Source organism: Lysinibacillus sp. 10T31, from assembly GCF_056394365.1.
This window is the reverse complement of record NZ_JBFTHS010000020.1, coordinates 46,180-64,516: the sequence shown is the minus strand read 5'-3', so window position 1 is coordinate 64,516 and position 18,337 is coordinate 46,180. Positions and strand designations below refer to the sequence as shown.

Sequence of the window (18,337 nt, the reverse complement as noted above, 5' to 3'; positions counted from 1 at the left end):
ACATTATAAATTTTTCAAAAGCATCTTCAGAATTATTTATCATCCCGTTTTTAAGTAATTTAGAGACCCCCCATCACGGAGTGGTCTTTTTGTTGATTTATTTCTTATATTTTTTTGCATAAGAAAATCTGTATTAGGAATCATCAATTCAATATCTAACATTCTTTCGGGGATATCTACTACTTTTATTATAGGTGAGATATTATAGTAGAGTTCATATAGATTTTGAATGATTTTAAATTCTCTATGAAGATTTATTTACCAAAACCTTCATATTTAATAAAATACGCTATATTAACTGTAGTAAACTCTGTTTTATTCCGTTCAATATCTTCTCTTGTCCACAATTTTTCAATACTTTCAAAATGAGCATTCAAAAAAGATTCTGGTTCATAAAGCCCCCTTTTTTAGCTTCATTAGTTTATATCAGGTTCTTACCTAAACTCACATTCCATGGTCTAACGCATACCTACGCATCTTTTATGGTTAGGAAAAATGTTAACTTATCTAAGAACAGACTTGGACATGTTAACAGACAAGAAACGATAACATCTATTGCCATATAACCATGAAAAAATAAACAATTCTTGAATTGCTGCTACTAAAGCTACAACGATCATATCGTTGAATGTAGTTTGACGTTCTTCTGCTGATGTTACTTCACCATTTTCTCAATTTGTGACTATGTATAATTACTTTTTAAAAATAGTACATGCTAAATCTGTCTAACGCTCACAGTCTCTATAAATGGCTCTGTGAACTTGTTACAATTATTACGGTAAGCTAATTCAACTCAGCTCCTATTGAATTGCATCAACCGTAAAATCAGAAAAACGATTGCAATGAACGCAACCGTTTTCTAAGTTTAATTATTTTTGCTTTGATACGAATGATTCATATCTTTGAATAAACGCTGATATTTGAGAACGAGTTAAAATTTGGTCAGGGTTATAGCCACCGATTGATGTAGCTGTAGTAATCCCATTATCTATGAAAAATTGAATAGCTTCGTTTTGACTTACTGTTTTCCCATAGTGGTAAGATGCCATCAGTTGTGCCAATTTACCACGTCTAATACCTTTATCCGCTAGACCTTTAGAAGCTGTAGATTCTTCATTTGCTAGTACAGGCATTTTGTACTTTTTCGCCATATTGTATAAACCACTTTTGTTCCAAGACGATGTGTTTTTTACACTTGCTAATTCATCTTTTTGAGCGTAACGGAAGAAGATTGTTAGGAAGTGAGCTTCTGTTAATTGTGTGTTCGGTTGTAACTGTGTTTCATATTTCTTTGTTTTTGGGTTCCATACGTTACCGTAACCACTAATTAAACCTCGGTCGATTGCCCAAATCATATCATCTCTCCACCAAGCTGTAGTGCTGAAGTCTGCAAACTTTTTAGCGTAAGCTGAGTAGTCCTTTGTAGTGGTAACTGGAGTCGTTGGTGTTGGTGTTGGTGTTGATGCTGATGCTGAGTAGTTTAAATAACTTGATGCTACATACCCCTTTGTCCCGTCACTTCTTTTCACAGGATACCAAACAAAATGGTTTTTCTTCGTTGATACTTCTTCATATTCAAAAGGGCCCGTAATGGTAACAATTTCGCCTTCACGTAAAGTACCCAAAGAAGGACTATCTATAGAAGCTCTTGTCCTAAATTTTACATTAGTTGTTGTTGCACTAACTTTTTGATTTGTTTCAAAAAAATACTTTGATTTTGTTAATGGTAAATCAAAATCATAGTTCATCGCTGAAAATTTAATATTTTCCCTGCTGTTAGAGTCATATTGAAAATGTTCGCGTAAAAAAGGCAGCTCTGTTAAGTCTATTAATTCCAATTTCTCGATAATTCGGAGAATTCTTTCTTGATAGGCATTTGCATTTCTTTCACCAGTTGCTTGGACAATTGGACTATTTACTGGCTTAGTACCGTTATAAGCCATGATAGCGAAGTACCAATGTTCCAGTACATCTCTTTCCCGACCGTTGATGCTAGGTAAATCCTTCCGCTTAAACATTTTATCTAGAGTCTCTACACCAGCTTGAATATTATAGACAATATCACTTTTTAGTCTATCTTGATTGTAGCCGGCTTGATTTGTAATTTGCATAATGCCAATTCCATTATCGGCTGTCACAATCGCTTCACCATTCATATCGAAATGACGCCAATTTCCACTTTCACCTTCCGCTATTGCCTTCACAATTTCAGGAGGCACATCATAATTCAGTGCTGTTTCGGTTAACAAACAGTTCATTGTGGAATAATCAGGGTTTTTTTTCGATGCCGAATCAAACTTACATGTATTTTCAATATTATTAGCTAATACATTTTTATCTATATTTATAGATAGAGAGAAGGCACCAATGGCAATAATACTAATCAATGGTTTTAATATCTTTTTCATATCTGATTATTATACTTCCTTTCATATTTTCTAAAGTTAAAACATTCCATATATATGGTATCATAAACCCAATATTTGGGATAGGGGTAATATTCAATGTTTCTTTCATTTAACAGGATTGAGTGATAAATGAAAGCCCTAACATATATTGTTTAATATTGATTCGGTGAAAGGGTGTAAATAGTGATTGCTGGATTTTTACCTTTTTTGTGAAATAAGTAAGCTTCCTAAAGTCCATTGAAACAAGCCTAAGCCAAATCTATCAACTCATACAAGCTCGTTAAATGGCTCTGTAAGCTTGCTATGTTGCCAAAGAACAAAAGGAACAAGCGAGTGAATTATTCGACTTACTATAAATAAAAAATACCCAACAAGCTCCGATATTTTCGGTCACTCATTGAGTATTTTTTATGCTATTTATTTGTTTGGGCACTTTGAAATTTCTTCCAAACTACAAACCCTTGTTACACTTAGTCTTGAATTGCTGCTTCTAAAGCTACAACGATCATATCGTTGAATGTAGTTTGGCGTTCTTCAGAAGTCGTTACTTCACCAGTTAGAATGTGGTCACTTACTGTTAGGATAGAAAGTGCTTTACGGCCGTGTTTTGCAGCTAATGTGTAAAGTGCTGCTGATTCCATTTCTACAGCAAGTACGCCGTATTGAGCTAATTTTTCGTTTTGATTCTCATCAGAATAGAACATATCTGCTGTAAAGATATTACCTACTTGTAAGTTTAAACCAGCCTCTTTACCTGCATTGTATGCTTTTAATAGCAAATCAAAGTCTGAGATCGGTGCGAAGTCGATAGCGCCGCCCCAAATGATTTGGTTCATACGTGTATCAGATGTTGCCGCTTGCGCTAAAATTACGTCACGAACTTTTACATCTTTTTGAATTGCACCACAAGTACCTACGCGGATTAATTTTTGAACATCATATTCTTGCATTAATTCTGAAGCGTAAATCGAGATTGAAGGCACACCCATACCAGTACCTTGTACAGAAATACGTTTACCTTTGTACGTACCTGTATAACCAAACATATTACGGACTTCGTTATAGCAAGTAACATCTTCTAAAAACGTTTCAGCAATATACTTTGCACGTAATGGATCTCCTGGAAGTAAAATTGTGTCAGCGATTTCGCCTTTTTTTGCATTAATATGAATACTCATACTGCAATCCCTCTTTTCTGTCAGTTATCACTATAAATAATACTGTGTTTCTCATATTTTCGCAATGCTAGACGTCTAGCAACTTAAAATAAATTATCTTGTTTCAACTTATATCATGCTTAATCTACATATAATGCCCACAAATCATCAAATACTTCAATTTTTAAGTTGTCAGTGGCATATGATTCAACATATGAAGAAAGCTCATCAAAGTCTGTGCTTTGCTTCGGAAAATTATGCTCATTGAACATTTCCTCTGCAAATCGCACCTTCGGATCTGACCAATCCCCACCTCTGAATGTCAGTACATATAAATAAAAGCTCTTTTTCATACTAGAAATCCCCTCTTTACTCTTCTGCTTTCCGCTAGTTTATCAAAAAATATCTTCTTAGTCACAAAAAAATCTATTAAGTATTTTATCCTATTAACAGAAATAGAACTATTTACTCGATATATCTGGACTTTCGTCTCAGAAAAATAATATGCATTATTTATCTGAAAAATGAAAATTTTTAGAAAAAAGGATAGAAATACCTAACAAAATAAGGTAAAATTTAAACCAAATATTCAAAAATAGGAAGGTGATGGCGATGAAAAACTCTCATAAATCCAGGAACTCTGTACAGAAACGCCCGTCTCTCTTTAAACTTAGCTTTTCAAAAAAGAAAGCAAATGATTTAGAGGACGATAGACATAATCTCCCTCCTACTAAAGAAAAACGACAACGTTTTTACCATTTAATTCGAGGCAAAGTGCTTATTATATTTTCTCTCATTATTGTTATAAATGGCACAATGGGTTTATTATCGTATATCAATATTCAGAATCTACAAAGTCAAATGAAAGATTTTACTGAAAAAAACGTCCAGGAGCAGTTAACTGTCAACCAACTTGCGTATGAAATTGCGAGGCTCACCAATTTAGAACAAGCCTATTTAATTACCGGGAACGGGAACTTTGCTACTTCTTATAAAATGAAAATTGATACTATCGATAAAAAAATGAAAGCCTTAGAAGAGCAGTTTACAGAAAGAGAGCTAGAGTTAGGTCATATACAGGCGATCAATCAATATTATAAAAATTACCTTGAATATTCTAAAAAGGTCATGACAATGCGTGATGAACTTGGTCTCGAACAAGCTCGTAAGCTCATGATGGGCGGTACTGGAGAAACGATGAAGAATTATATCGATAAAAATATCGAGTCCATTAATTCGGTTATGGATGATGCTAATAAAGCAAAATTAGATAAGCTTAACAAGCAAGTTACACTATCTATTACTTCTTTCTTCTTCATTTCTATACTTGGATTTATTGCAATTATTATTTTTGGTTATATGTTATTTAAATCATTAAGAAACAATACAAAGGCCATTAACCATTCCATTCTCGATATTGCACAGGCTGGTGGCGACTTAACACGACGTGTTAAAGTTCGTAATCACGACGAGTTCTCAACTATTGCTGCTTCAACCAATACACTTATTGAATCGATATCTAATTTGATTAAACGTGTCAGTAATCTGGCGGACCACGTTTCTAGTAGTAGCCAGGAGCTTATGTCATTAGCCGATGAAAATGCCCAAACCATACAGAACATTGCAGATGCTACAGCTGAAATCGCTAGTGATAGCGAGAATACGATTGCTAGTATGACTAACGCACAACAAAAAATGAGTGATCTTGAGCATTCTGTGAACCATTTAAATGAACAAGCAAATGCTGTTCAACGTGCATCCTTAGCTATGCAACAAGCAGCTGATGAAGGCAGTCGCTCCGTACAACAATCTTCATTAGTCATGCAAGCTATAGAAGAAACGATGGCCTCCACGACTACCACAGTTGAAGCACTCGGTCGAAAATCCGCCGACATAACATCTATTATCGGTACGATTACTGCTATTTCAGAGCAAACAAATTTACTCGCCTTAAATGCAGCAATCGAGGCAGCACGTGCTGGTGAGTATGGAAGAGGCTTTGCGGTCGTCGCTGATGAAGTTCGAAAGCTAGCAGTACAGTCTCAAAATGCCGCAAAAGAAGTAACATCCATTGTAACGTCCATTCAAGACGAAGTAACATCCATCATTTCTCAAAACCACGAGGGTGTATCTTCCGTTATTCGTGGCGTTGAAGTAACGAATGAAACAAACCAATCTTTAGCCAATATTTTAACGCATACTCAAGAAACGACGACAATTATCGCGACTATGGTAGAGAAAATTGCATTAACACTTGATTATAGCAATGCTGTTGCGAATGATTTTGTCCATGTGAATGCCTATGCTGAGCAATCGGCTACCAACACAGTCACTTCTGCTGCTGCTGCCACTCAAGGCTCTGCATCCATGCAGGAAATTAATGCTGCTGCCACAGAGCTTGCTCAACAAGCAGATAGTCTACGAAATCTTGTCAGTGAATTTAAAGTATAAAAGTGTCTCAGAATTGCTACTATTATAGTTTTAAAAATCGTTTAAAAGATGTTCATATTAATGAAGAAATACATGATTTAGCACCAAATATTAATGGAGATCGTAGTGTCTAAAAACAATAGGTTAAGGTTTGGAGAGGATAATGTTAACTAATTTAAATCATCACATAAATGAATTAATGGTGTATATTCCTGAAGGAGAAATTCGCCTACGAGATTTTCGAAACGAACAAAAATGGATTAGTTCAAACTATAAATTTGGAATGCCGGGTGAAAGAAAAAATTTAAAGGAAGTTAATTGGAATGTTGAGATACAGCCATTTTATCTTGCCAAATATACTGTGACAGAAGAACTTTATGCAACTATAATGGGGAAGAAATTTTTAACAACAATAAATGATCGAAAACCAATTGTTAATGTTTCATGGATAGATGCAGTGAACTTTTGTAATTCATTGTCAGACATTCTTGGCTATGACAAGTTTTATAATTGTGATTCGAAAAGTAAATCAGTTATCTGCAATCATAGTTCTAATGGTTTTCGATTACCGACAGATGCTGAATGGCAATATGCATGTAAAGCAAAATCAAAAGGATATCGGTATGGAGAAATTGATGAAATTGCTTGGTATAAAGATAATTCCAACGAACGTGTACACAAAGTTGGAGAGAAAACGCCTAATGAATGGGGCTTGTACGATATGATAGGAAATGTTTGGGAGTGGTGCTGGGACATATACGATAAAGAAATATTTGGCAATTACCGAATAATCCGAGGAGGCAGTTGGGCTGAGGAAGAACGTGGTTGTGGAGCTACCTGTCGCCGTAAGAGTATGCCTGATTTCTTTATTGATGATATCGGATTTAGAATTGCTCGTTCAATCATTTAATAACTCTAGACAATTATGACGCTCTATCCGGAGATTCTACGGGGCTATCCATCGTTTTGTCGGTTCTATCCGTCGTTTCGATAGCTCTTTCCGTCTCTTCGGTTGTTTTATCCGTCGTTTCGATAACCCTTTCCGTCACTTGATTAGTCTTCCAATGTTTCGATGACCTTTTCCGTCGTGTTGCTACAATTTTATAACCTTAAAAAAACTCCTAGCATGATAAATCCTGCTAGGAGTTTTTGTTATTTAAATAATGAAAGATATTCTGCATAGCCTTCTTTTTCTAAATCTTCTTTTGGTACGAAGCGGAGGGCTGCGGAGTTAATACAATAGCGTAAGCCTCCAAGCTCACTTGGTCCATCTGGAAAAACATGTCCTAAATGAGAATCAGCGTCTGTGCTTCGAACTTCTACGCGACGCATTCCATGAGAAGCATCAAAATGCTCTGTTACTTCTTCCTTTTCAATTGGTTTTGCAAACGCTGGCCAGCCACAACCTGAATCAAATTTATCTAACGAGCTAAATAACGGCTTCCCTGACACGACATCTACATAAATACCCTCTTCAAAGTGCTTATCAAATTCGTTACGGAACGGTGGCTCTGTTCCATTTTCCTGGGTCACGTAATATTGCATGTCCGTTAACTCTTTTAAACGTTGTTCTTTATTCATTTTTCAGCCCCCAGTGTGTCTCCTGAAACGCTTTGCGACCAGACCCGACAGCATAGCGCTCGTAGTGCGTTGGATTTTTCTTATAATAAGATTGATGATAGTCTTCGGCCGGATAAAACGAACTTGCCGGTAAAATTTTCACGGCGATAGGCTTGTCGAATTTACCAGTTGCCTGTAAATCTGCTTTAGAACGTTCAGCTAAATCACGTTGCTCATCATTATGGTAAAAAATCGCGGTTGTGTAGGACTCTCCACGATCATAAAATTGTCCTCCAGCATCTGTTGGATCAATTAGTGTCCAAAATGTCGCGAGTAATTGCTCGTAAGAATATAATTCATCGTCAAACGTAATTTGAACCGCTTCAACATGCCCTGTCGTTTCAGAACATACTTGTTTATATGTTGGATTGACAACATGTCCACCCGTATAGCCAGAATTTACTGATTCAATGCCAGGTGTTTCGTCAAAGGGCTTGACCATACACCAAAAACAACCACCTGCAAACGTTGCAAATTGCTTTGCCATTTATCTCACTCCTTATTCACCAGGAACAATAATTTCCAGTAGAATCTTATCCTTTGGTAAGTCTAATTCCTTTGCTTTAATACGAGATCCAGAAGCAATGTTAATGCGCGATAAATCAATATAGATTTCTGCCTTATTCGGATTAACTGTAATCCAAGAAGGGAATTCCACCGTGTCTCGCATAATTTTCATCGTTGTCTCAGGTGGAATATTTAACAGCCCAACATTCATTCCTGTCTGTTTTAATATGATATTCCCTTTCTCATCCACTATCGGATCAAAGTTCATTGAAATGGGGATTTCTGTGTAGAACACCTTTAATGTACTTTTTAGTTGAATATCATCACCAATCGTAAAGTCCAGCGGTAATGGTGACCCCGCATCTTTTAAATATTTCTTAGATATAGATTCTAATTCCTTTGTTGTTGTTTGGACAACGAGTACATTTCCTTTTACTTCACTCTCATCTTTTGAACTCTCTGCTAAATTTACTCCATCTACAGGTCTAGTTGCTAAAAAAACGACGAGGAGGATTGCAAAAAGCACTGTGCCCGCTAAGGCAAAAAATGCGAATTTCCATTTATTCATTTCGTCACTCCTCGAAGCCTATTTCCTTGTTAATCTTTTGTTCCATGTTACATTTCTCCATTGCTTTTTTAATTCGCTCTGTCATTTTGTCATAGCCTTTTGCATTTGGGTGGAAGAAATCCGTATGATAAACGAGCTCTTTATTTGAATCAAACAAGTCCTCCACTGATACATAGCACGCATTTGTATCTTTCTTTGCTATGTCTTCAATGACTTTATTCCACTCCGTAATAATCGTATCAAATTCATTCGCTTCATTTGTCACGATTGAGAATGGATTATAAAAACCGATAAGTAATAAAGGCACATTTGGATTTTTTTCTCGTATGCCTTCAACAATCTTACTATAACGTTTCTTATATGCCTTCAATTCCTTATCAAAAGCGTCTCGTTTCAAATTAAACAGATCTTGTCTGACAATCTTCATGACATCATTTCCACCCATTGTAATTGAAATGAGCTGTGCCTTTTGCAACTCTTCATCATAATGCCCTTTTTCCACTAATTTTAATAGCTGATCACTACGTCTTCCTCTTTTTCCTCGATTATCGACTTCAACATCAGAAATCGAAGGCCAAGCTACCAATGAATCTGCTAATCTTCCAACAAAACCGTCTTTACTATACTCATCACCAACACCGGCTGTCAAAGAATCGCCGAGTGCTAGGTACTGCAGTTGCTTTGCGCTTTTATCATCAATTTTCCGTAAATCCTCTGGTGATGGCTCAAAAAAATGTTCAAAAATTTGCGTCAATACATTCTTTGAGGTTTTTTCCTCATTTTCTGTTTGTTGCTCATCCTGTTTCATATCTTGCTCCGTCCCTGCGTGCTCCCCATCTGGTTCTGCTTGCGGATTCGGTTCATCTATTGATATTGCACAACCACTTAGTACTAAGACGGTCAAACATGACAAAACTATCATTCGCCAAATGCTCATTTGACCACCTTCCATCATTTGCTTACTTCTATTATAGAATAGTTCGCACTGCAATGAAAAGTGACTATACCTAGGTATTGAGTAAAAATGTGTGTCTATAACGTTTTTTTCGTATAAATAAGCATGACACCTTTCAACAATAAAAAGCCACTACAATTATTTATGTAGTAGCTCTCATATATTATTCTGTATAATACATAAAACCGATTGCACCTGGGCCAGTATGTGTTGAGATGATTGGTGAAGTAAAGGCAACTTCTACTTCATTAAAACCTGATCCCTCAATTAATTCTTTTAATGGTCCGCCCATAGTTGTTAAACCCTCGGCGTGAGAAATTCCAATTGACTTTACTGTTTTTCCAGCAGTATCCGCTTGGAATTGTTTAAATAAGTAGTTCACAACTTGTTTATGACTACGTACTTTAGTTACAGGATTGTATGCGCCACCTTCTAAGTTCGCAATTACTTTGATGTTCAGCAAAGAACCGATAAAGCCTTTACCTTTCCCAATTCGTCCGCCTTTAATTAAATTATCAAGTGTGTCGACAACAACATACAAATACGTATTTTCGCGAACCTTGTCCAGACGTGCAATAATCTCTTCTACAGTAGCACCTGCATCACGCATTTTAATTGCCTCTCGTAATTGAAAAGCTAGACCAAAGGCGATAAAACGTGAATCAATAACAGTTACATCTGCATCGGTCATTTGCGCTGCTTGACGAGCTGATTCAACTGTTCCACTCATGCCACCAGTCATATGAATTGAAATAATTTGATCTCCGTCTTTACCTAGCTCATCATATAATTCTTTAAATTTCCCCGGTGCAGGTTGCGAGCTTTTAGGCAAATTTTCGGAATTCTTCATGGCGCTTAAAAAAGATTGCGGCTCTATATCAACACCATCTGTATATGTTTTTCCATCAATTTGAATCGTTAAAGGCACAATATGTATACCGTGCTGCGCTACTTCTTCTTTCGTTAAATCACAAGTTGAGTCCGTTACAATATGAATTCGTCCCACTTCGACACATCCTTTTACTTCATTAAAATTTATTATATAGACTAATGAATCATTATGTAAACATGACATTTGTCATTTGGTTTCATTCATTTTAGTCCATTTTGAAACCGCTACCTTGGATACTATAGCGCTTTGTTGATTCCTTGTCTAACAAAGTCCCCCAAGCATAGGAGCATTTATATGACACTTTTGATGTCGAAAACATGACAAATGTAAATACCAGGATGAAAATTATTGGGGTATAGTAAATGTATGCACGAAAGGAGTGTTCGATATGATTGATTCTTTTGACTACAAAACATGGAAGGAAGAATTGTGGAATGCCATTACACATGGTATTGGATTTATCGCAAGTATTCCAGCACTAATTGTTCTTATTTTAGCAGCTGTACAAACAGGGAGTGCACTCCAAATTACAACGTTTACTATTTTTGGCGCCTCTGTGATCGTTTTATTTTTAATGTCAACGCTACTACATAGTATGCCAGAAAAATACAAACACTTTTTCGCTATTCTTGATCATTCTTCTATTTATATTTTAATTGCAGGAACGTATACACCTTTCCTTTTAATTGCAATTGGTGGCACACTAGGTATTACTTTATTATGTATTATTTGGTCGCTTGCCATACTAGGCGTTATTTTTAAATGTTTTTTTATTAATCGATTTGAGAAGCTTTCTTTAATTTTTTACATCGGTATGGGCTGGTTAATTATTTTTGCCATCAAGCCTGTCTATCTTTTCTTAGGTTTTCATGGTTTTGCTTTACTGTTAGCAGGTGGGCTTTTCTATACGATTGGAGCGATCTTTTACGCATGGCGTTCCCTTCCCTACAATCATGCAATTTGGCATTTATTTGTGTTAGCTGGTTGTGGCTCGATGTATGCTTGTGTTTATTTTTACTTATAAATATATAAAAATCGCTCTCTTTTACAAAGGAGCGATTTTTTTGTTATAGGCTTCAGCCATCACAGATGAGATCTTGGAGCGCAAGTGAAGCGGCTCATCGGACGCTCTCGGGATCAGTCCGGCACTTCGACGTTTCTTTACTTCGTTCGATTGTTGTTCCGTCGCTTCGACGTTTCTATCCGTCGCCTCCATGACTCTTTCCGTCGCTCGGATATCTCTTTCCGTCACTCGATTGTCTTTCCGTCGTTTCAATGGGTCTATCCGTCTCTTCAACGTTTCTTTCCGTCTCTTCGACGTCTCTATCCGTCGCATCGATATCTCTTTCCGTCGCTCGATTGTTCTTCCGTCGTTTCGATGGGTCTATCCGTCTCTTCAACGTTTCTTTCCGTCGCTTCGATAGCTCTTTCCTTCGTCTGGCTAAAACAAACTTGTCGGAAAATGATCATGACGATAGACTTATTAAAATTATCCCGTTCAGTCGGAACGGAAATCAACCATACGTTATAGTGACAAGTCTCATAATTATCCATTCCACATTAAAAGCACGGTGATTTATCACCGTGCTTCGTTTACTTTATGATTTAGTTTTTGCGTTCAAAAATCTGATATTGGAATGTGTAACCCTCTGGTGCTGTTTCTGGCTCCACTGAGGATACTTGTACAAAATCCTGCTCATATTTCGGGAAGTATGTATCCCCATTAAACGAATGATTGATTTTTGTAACGTACAGGCGATCTGCGATATCCATAGATAGGCGGAAAATTTGCTCGCCACCAATAATCATTATTTCTGGAACATCCCCAGCAAGGGCGAGGGCACCCTCTAGGCTAGTCACTACTTCAATCCCATCCGCCTGATAGTTTTCATCACGCGTAATTACGATATTGCGTCGACCAGGAAGCGGTCTACCGATGGATTCGAACGTTTTACGCCCCATAATCATTGGCTTCCCCATCGTTTTCTCCTTAAAATATTTTAAGTCCCCAGGCAAATGCCACGGCATGCCTTTTTCATAGCCAATCACATAATTATTATCATGTGCCACAATTAAAGAAATCATATTGTCCCTCCAAATACTATCGTTCATTATATTATAAACATAATTTTACTTTACAATCAGATTATTTCTACTTAAAAATCAAATTATTTTCTTTTCCAATATTAAATCCTAGTATTTTTATATGAATAGTTTATAATAAGATTTACAAAAGAAATTAAAAAGGATTGATGATGATGATGACAAAATTAAGAGATGAAGCGATCCGTTATATAAAAGCAAGTGATTCTTCTAAACATTATTATGATTTAACACCACAAGAAGCGAGAGCTATACGTATAGTGCCAAAGTGGACGTCACCTCATCGCCCACAGCTTGCGTCAATCGACAATAAAAAAATATCAGTTCGAGATGGAGCACAAATTAATGTGCGCATTTATAGACCTGTTTTAGACAATAAACTTCCTGTTATTGTTTATTATCATGGAGGCGGTTGGGTTTTTGGAAATTTAGATTCTACGGATGCTGGATGTCTGCTAATAGCAGAAAAAGCGCAAGCAATCGTTGTATCTGTTGATTATCGCTTAGCACCAGAATACTCATTCCCTACACCGCTCTACGATGCCTATGACAGTTTCATGTGGGTTTTCGAAAACATCGAAAATTTCGGTGGAGATAAAGCAAATCTTACAGTCGCTGGTGATAGCGCAGGCGGAAACTTAGCAACAGTTGTCTCCTACTTAGCAGCGACATTAAATGGACCAGCGATTAAGGCGCAGGCACTTATTTATCCTGTAGTCAATGTAGATTTTACAACAGCTTCTTATAATGCTTACGGTGAACACTACGGCTTAGACAAACAAGGTATGCAGTGGTTTGCAGGTCATTATACAGATAAAGAAAACTATATGGATCCACTTGTATCCCCACTTCAAATTGACGACTTAAGTGTTTTACCGAAAACGATCATTATAGCTGCAGAGGCGGATGTCCTTTACGATGAAGGTCTTGCATATGCACAAAAGCTTACAGATGCCGGAGTGACTGTTGAACATGTAAACATGCCTGGTTTAATCCATAGTTACTTTAGTAAAATGGATTTTTTTGAACAAGCAACAATTGAAACAGCTGAAAAAATTGCTAATTTCGTGAAATAAGTTTGTCTATCACCATTAAATAATGCGATAATAGAGCAAAATGTTTTTTAAAGGATGACAACATGACACAAACTATTGCTTTACAAATTAACAACCTTTATTCTAATCAATTAAAAAAAGGCTACCCTCTCATTTCAAAAGATGCAGTTGATGCACGTCATCTTCCAAAAGAAGAAGGTACACTTCTAAGACTTACGGATAATCATAACCGTTTTATTGGCACAGGATACTATGGTTTACAAAACAAAGGTATCGGTTGGGTGCTAACAACCGATGCGAACGAAAAAATAGACAAAGCCTTTTTTATGAAAAAAATTAAAAAGGCCATTCAAAATCGAGAAGTTTTTTTCAACGATTCTCACACAACAGCCTTTCGAATCTTTAATGGTGAAGGTGATGGCATTGGCGGTTTAACTATCGACTTTTTCGATTCTTACTATATGGTGAGCTGGTATAGCGAAGGCATTTATTCATTTAAAGAAATGGTATATGAAGCACTTGCAGAGACAGTAGATTACAAAGCCATTTATGAGAAAAAACGTTTCGATACGAAAGGACAGTATATGGAACAGGACGATTTCGTAATGGGAACACCTGGCGAATTTCCGATTATCGTAACGGAAAATAGTATGAATTACGCTGTCAATTTAAATGATGGAGCCATGACAGGTATTTTCCTCGATCAACGAGAAGTAAGACTTGCCATTCGAGATCGTTATTCAGACGGTAAAAACATGCTCAATACATTCTCATATACTGGGGCATTTTCTGTCGCAGCTGCACTTGGAGGAGCAATAAAAACAACAAGTGTAGATGTTGCAAAGCGTAGTTTAGCCAAAACAATTGAGCAATTTAGCGTCAATAACATCGACTACGAATCACAAGATATTAAAGTAATGGATGTCTTTAACTATTTTAAATATGCACAGCGCCATAATTTAAAATTTGACCTTGTCGTTTTAGATCCACCTAGCTTTGCACGTACGAAAGAAAGAACATTCTCCACTGCGAAAGACTATCCTAAATTACTCGTAGATACAATCGTCATTACGGAGAAAAACGGTATCATTGTTGCTTCAACGAACAATGCAAGCTTCGGTATGAAAAAGTTCAAGAGCTTTATTGACCAAGCATTTAAAGAAACTAAAACAGCCTATAAAATCGTTGAAGAATACAGCTTACCAAAGGATTTCCGTGCCACACGCGAATATCCAGAATTCAATTACTTAAAGGTTGTTTTTATTAAAAAACTCAACTAAATGAACCTAGACAGAATCACTTCCTGGTGATTCTGTCTTTTTGTTTGGGAAAATATTTTGATAATCCCTTACGTATAATTGTTTGAATTTTCGGTTTGTTATACAATTGAATCATCCCATCCCTAAAATTTGGGATAATATTCTCAAACGTATTAGTTGATTGGAGTGGAGACTGAGCGACTCCTTGGGGAATAGTAATAGAGGAACGAAGGCGTTATCACATCCTGTGATAACGCCTTCGTGACCAACATCGGTGCCGCTGACGCTGCGTTAGCACTACGCTTTCGCGCAAAAATCATCTGTTGGCCCGAGACCCTGCAGCGAAGCGGCTCATCGGACGTTCCAAGGAAGCTTTGCTCTGTGCGAAAGCGAAGCGTCAGCAACAAATGTTTTATCTGTGCGAAAGCGTAGCGACAGCTACAATTGTTTTATCTGTGCGAAAGCGAAGCGACAGCAACAACAAATGTTTTATCTGTAGCGAAAGCAAAGCGACAGCAACAAATGTTTTATCTGTAGCGAAAGCAAAGCGACAGCTACAAAGCCCCCAGTCGGAACGGAAATCAACCTCACACTTTGGTGATATGTCACGTAATTTATTAAATATTGATAGAGGAGATGATTAAATGGGATATGTTCGTGAAAAATTAATGATTACAACAGAAAGACTCATTCTTAGATTATTTCAAACATCCGATGCAGAAAAAGTTGTAAAGCTTTGCAATAACTATAATATTTATAAAAGCACCATGTACCTACCTTATCCATATAGTTTAAATGATGCATTATCATGGATGGAACTTCATTACGATAATTTTATGGAGGATTTTTCGTACGAATTTGCAGTTACAGATAAGGAAACTGGTGAAATATATGGAGCCATAGCATTATCGAACAATAAACAGTTTAATCAAGGTGAAATAGCCTATTGGATTGGCGAGGAGCATTGGGGAAAAGGCTATGCCACGGAAGCGGCGCAGTCGATTGTACAATTCGCTTTTGAAGAAAAGAAACTGCATAAAGTGTTTGCCCGATATTTTTCATCGAACCCTGCGTCGGGAAAAGTAATGGAGAAGATTGACATGAAACAAGAAGGAATTTTAAAGGAACATATTATCAAAGACGGTAAATATGAGGATTTGGTGTATTATGGAATAATTAACAAATAGCCTAGTTTCTCAAACTATTAATTCTCGGTGTTAAATATAAAAGATGGCTTAAGAAGTATTTTCACTTCTTAAGCCACCCATGTTTCTCTTATAGATATTCCACGAACCAATCCTTAATATATTCTAGTCTATTGATTCTTAACGCTGGTTTTCCGCTCCTAGAAAGTTCGTGATTGGATTCTGGGAAGCGAACAAATTTTGTTTCTTTTTTACGGTGTTTTAAGGCGATAAATAATTGCTCTGCCTGTTCAATCGGACAGCGATAGTCTTTTTCGCTGTGTAAAATTAACAGCGGTGTCTCCACATTGTCCACATATTTCAGTGGTGAATGATTCCATAGCTTCTCTATATTATCTAGACCCGCTTGGATTTGCCAGTCATTGAAGTAATAGCCGATGTCACTTACGCCGTAAAAGCTAATCCAGTTAGAAATGCAACGTTGCGTAACAGCTGCTTTAAAGCGATTTGTATGTCCGACAATCCAGTTTGTCATGAAGCCCCCATAGCTCCCACCTGTAACACCGAGACGGTCTTGGTCAATAAAATCATATTGTTCCAATGCAAAATCAACAGCAGCCATGAGATCATTATAATCATTGCCACCATAATCACCACGGACTGCATCAACAAATTTTTGACCATATCCATGGCTTCCGCGAGGATTCGTGTAGAGAACCGCAAAACCTTGTGCAGCAAGGATTTGGAATTCGTTAAAATATGAGTTGGCATACATAGCGTGCGGACCGCCATGGATTTCAAGAATAAGTGGATATTTCTCCCCTTTTTCATAGCCAATAGGCTTCATTATCCAGCCGCTTACTTTCCAGCCATCTGCCCCTTCATATTCTACTGCTTCTGGAACAGACAATTCTCTCGTCTTTAAAAATGCTTCATTAACTTTAGTAAGCTGTTCCTTTTCACCAGTATTTAAATTTACGTAAAATAGATCGCCAGGGTTTGTAGTAGTGCTAATAGCGACTACCGCTTTATCATTTTTAGGATCAAGTGAAAAACCATAGACATACTGATCATCATTTATAGCTGGATATAATTCTCCTGATAGATTACCAAAATACATAGCTGTATTTCCGTGATCAGTCACTTGGAAGTAAAAGCTTTTATTATCCTCCAACCATTGGACACGCGGCGCAACAACACCTTGAAGGAAATCACCAACGACAAAATCACCGACTGGCGCGTCAAATTCACTCGTTACACATGTCGTAATGTTATTTTCCAAATCATAAATCCATAGCTTTGCTTGTGTCGCATTTTCAAATTCTCTTTCACTTCCAACATAAGCTACGTAGCGGCTATTCGGTGACCATGATGTTTGGTAAAACACCCCTGTTCCTTCCGTTAGCTTGCGACCATGTTTCGTTTCTAAATCCAATAAGTAAATATCATTTATGAATGAAAAATCTAGATCCTCTGTTAAGTCAGCAATATAAGACAAATATTTTCCATTTGGAGACCATTTACCAAGCTGTAAATTATGTTTCCCTTCCGTAACCAGTTCTAATTCTCCAGATTCAAGATTGACGATTGCAATTTGAGAAAATTGCTCCATATCAATAAACCCAGCTGCATCTGATTTATATTTCATCTTTTCTATTTCAAGTGGCTTAAGTTCTTTATCTTCTTTCTTATCAGTTTCAGATTTATCATAAATGCTTTCATTTTTACCTAGCTTTACTGAGAAAGCAATATTCTTACCACAAGGAGACCAAACAGGCGATGTCGCACCGTTTTTACAATTAGTAAGCTGTTTCGCTTCCCCGCCTGCTTTAGAAAGCACAAAAATTTGCGGTTTGCCATGTCTCGTTGATACAAACGCGATTTTACTGCCATCTGGAGACCAAACGGGTGAATTCGTTTTATCTTCACCAAATGTCCATTGTTGAGGCTTTTTATCATTCAAGTTTATGTAAAATAAATTAGATACGTAGTCCTTTTTCTTCTCATCAATATGAGTCTCTACATACACAACTTCGGTTCCATCAGGTGATACTTGTGGATCTGCCACTGATTTTAAATGATATAGATCTTCTGCTTGAATACCTTGTTTCGATGTCATATTTTTTATCCCCTTTATGTAAAAATTTCATTACTTAAGTACAATATTTCGACACCCTAAGTATTATTCCTCCTTTTAACAAGAAATTGTTTTTTTATATAAAAACGTAGCTGCTTCGC

The 18,337-nt window shown here is 36.8% G+C and carries 18 protein-coding genes and 1 pseudogene; 8 read left to right on the top strand and 11 right to left on the bottom strand.

Annotated features, from left to right (window positions below):
* Positions 1-587: 587 nt before the first annotated feature.
* The 4 genes and pseudogenes from AC1DCY_RS13225 to AC1DCY_RS13210 form a co-directional block, all read right to left on the bottom strand.
* Positions 588-665, bottom strand: a pseudogene (locus AC1DCY_RS13225) (purine-nucleoside phosphorylase); the annotation flags it as partial.
* A 204-nt stretch (positions 666-869) separates the two neighbouring features.
* Entirely contained in the window at positions 870-2,408 is a 1,539-nt protein-coding gene (locus AC1DCY_RS13220) for an SH3 domain-containing protein (protein ID WP_477350772.1), read from the bottom strand.
* 470 nt (positions 2,409-2,878) lie between these two features.
* Positions 2,879-3,586, bottom strand: coding sequence for a purine-nucleoside phosphorylase (gene deoD, locus AC1DCY_RS13215; RefSeq protein ID WP_477350770.1), 708 nt, complete (start codon positions 3,584-3,586; stop codon positions 2,879-2,881).
* A 119-nt stretch (positions 3,587-3,705) separates the two neighbouring features.
* Positions 3,706-3,918: a YozE family protein gene (locus AC1DCY_RS13210; RefSeq protein WP_477350768.1), complete on the bottom strand. Its 213-nt coding sequence runs from the start codon at positions 3,916-3,918 to the stop codon at positions 3,706-3,708.
* A gap of 259 nt (positions 3,919-4,177) precedes the next feature.
* Here AC1DCY_RS13210 and AC1DCY_RS13205 point away from each other — a divergent pair, with 259 nt between their 5' ends.
* Together AC1DCY_RS13205 and AC1DCY_RS13200 are read left to right on the top strand one after the other, a co-directional pair.
* Complete coding sequence (locus AC1DCY_RS13205; RefSeq protein ID WP_477350766.1) at positions 4,178-6,016, top strand: methyl-accepting chemotaxis protein; 1,839 nt, start codon at positions 4,178-4,180, stop codon at positions 6,014-6,016.
* Positions 6,017-6,158: 142 nt separating this feature from the next.
* Positions 6,159-6,905 carry a formylglycine-generating enzyme family protein gene (locus AC1DCY_RS13200; RefSeq protein WP_477350764.1) on the top strand — a complete coding sequence of 249 codons (747 nt, stop codon included), beginning with the start codon at positions 6,159-6,161 and terminating at the stop codon, positions 6,903-6,905.
* 242 nt (positions 6,906-7,147) lie between these two features.
* On the opposite strand, the gene msrB is transcribed toward AC1DCY_RS13200, so the two are convergent.
* From msrB to AC1DCY_RS13175, 5 genes are all read right to left on the bottom strand, one after another.
* Positions 7,148-7,576, bottom strand: coding sequence for a peptide-methionine (R)-S-oxide reductase MsrB (gene msrB, locus AC1DCY_RS13195; protein WP_477350762.1), 429 nt, complete (start codon positions 7,574-7,576; stop codon positions 7,148-7,150).
* Positions 7,569-8,102, bottom strand: a complete 534-nt coding sequence (gene msrA / locus AC1DCY_RS13190) for a peptide-methionine (S)-S-oxide reductase MsrA (RefSeq protein WP_477350760.1) — start codon at positions 8,100-8,102, stop codon at positions 7,569-7,571. Before msrA ends, msrB begins: the two co-directional genes overlap by 8 nt.
* A 12-nt stretch (positions 8,103-8,114) precedes the next feature.
* Positions 8,115-8,690, bottom strand: coding sequence for a YpmS family protein (locus tag AC1DCY_RS13185; protein ID WP_477350759.1), 576 nt, complete (start codon positions 8,688-8,690; stop codon positions 8,115-8,117).
* Positions 8,691-8,694: 4 nt separating this feature from the next.
* Positions 8,695-9,627, bottom strand: coding sequence for a GDSL-type esterase/lipase family protein (locus AC1DCY_RS13180; RefSeq protein WP_477350757.1), 933 nt, complete (start codon positions 9,625-9,627; stop codon positions 8,695-8,697).
* A 181-nt stretch (positions 9,628-9,808) separates the two neighbouring features.
* Positions 9,809-10,651, bottom strand: coding sequence for a DegV family protein (locus AC1DCY_RS13175; protein WP_477350755.1), 843 nt, complete (start codon positions 10,649-10,651; stop codon positions 9,809-9,811).
* Between the two features lie 274 nt (positions 10,652-10,925).
* Here AC1DCY_RS13175 and trhA point away from each other — a divergent pair, with 274 nt between their 5' ends.
* Complete coding sequence (gene trhA, locus AC1DCY_RS13170; RefSeq protein ID WP_477350753.1) at positions 10,926-11,561, top strand: PAQR family membrane homeostasis protein TrhA; 636 nt, start codon at positions 10,926-10,928, stop codon at positions 11,559-11,561.
* Between the two features lie 84 nt (positions 11,562-11,645).
* Positions 11,646-12,068 carry a hypothetical protein gene (locus AC1DCY_RS13165; RefSeq protein WP_477350751.1) on the top strand — a complete coding sequence of 141 codons (423 nt, stop codon included), beginning with the start codon at positions 11,646-11,648 and terminating at the stop codon, positions 12,066-12,068.
* Positions 12,069-12,142: 74 nt separating this feature from the next.
* On the opposite strand, the gene AC1DCY_RS13160 is transcribed toward AC1DCY_RS13165, so the two are convergent.
* Positions 12,143-12,622: a dihydrofolate reductase gene (locus tag AC1DCY_RS13160; RefSeq protein ID WP_477350749.1), complete on the bottom strand. Its 480-nt coding sequence runs from the start codon at positions 12,620-12,622 to the stop codon at positions 12,143-12,145.
* Between the two features lie 176 nt (positions 12,623-12,798).
* Between AC1DCY_RS13160 and AC1DCY_RS13155 the strand changes: the two genes are divergently transcribed.
* The 4 genes from AC1DCY_RS13155 (at position 12,799) to AC1DCY_RS13140 (ending at position 16,141) form a co-directional block, all read left to right on the top strand.
* Complete coding sequence (locus tag AC1DCY_RS13155; protein WP_477350747.1) at positions 12,799-13,716, top strand: alpha/beta hydrolase; 918 nt, start codon at positions 12,799-12,801, stop codon at positions 13,714-13,716.
* Between the two features lie 62 nt (positions 13,717-13,778).
* Complete coding sequence (locus AC1DCY_RS13150) at positions 13,779-14,975, top strand: class I SAM-dependent rRNA methyltransferase (RefSeq protein ID WP_477350745.1); 1,197 nt, start codon at positions 13,779-13,781, stop codon at positions 14,973-14,975.
* 302 nt (positions 14,976-15,277) lie between these two features.
* Positions 15,278-15,598, top strand: a complete 321-nt coding sequence (locus AC1DCY_RS13145) for a hypothetical protein (RefSeq protein ID WP_477350743.1) — start codon at positions 15,278-15,280, stop codon at positions 15,596-15,598.
* Positions 15,599-16,141: a GNAT family N-acetyltransferase gene (locus AC1DCY_RS13140; RefSeq protein ID WP_477350741.1), complete on the top strand. Its 543-nt coding sequence runs from the start codon at positions 15,599-15,601 to the stop codon at positions 16,139-16,141.
* 88 nt (positions 16,142-16,229) lie between these two features.
* Here the strand turns inward: AC1DCY_RS13140 and AC1DCY_RS13135 are convergent, their stop codons facing one another.
* Positions 16,230-18,218 (bottom strand): S9 family peptidase, encoded by a 1,989-nt coding sequence (locus AC1DCY_RS13135; RefSeq protein ID WP_477350739.1) that lies wholly within the window; start codon positions 18,216-18,218, stop codon positions 16,230-16,232.
* Between the last annotated feature and the right edge of the window lie 119 nt (positions 18,219-18,337).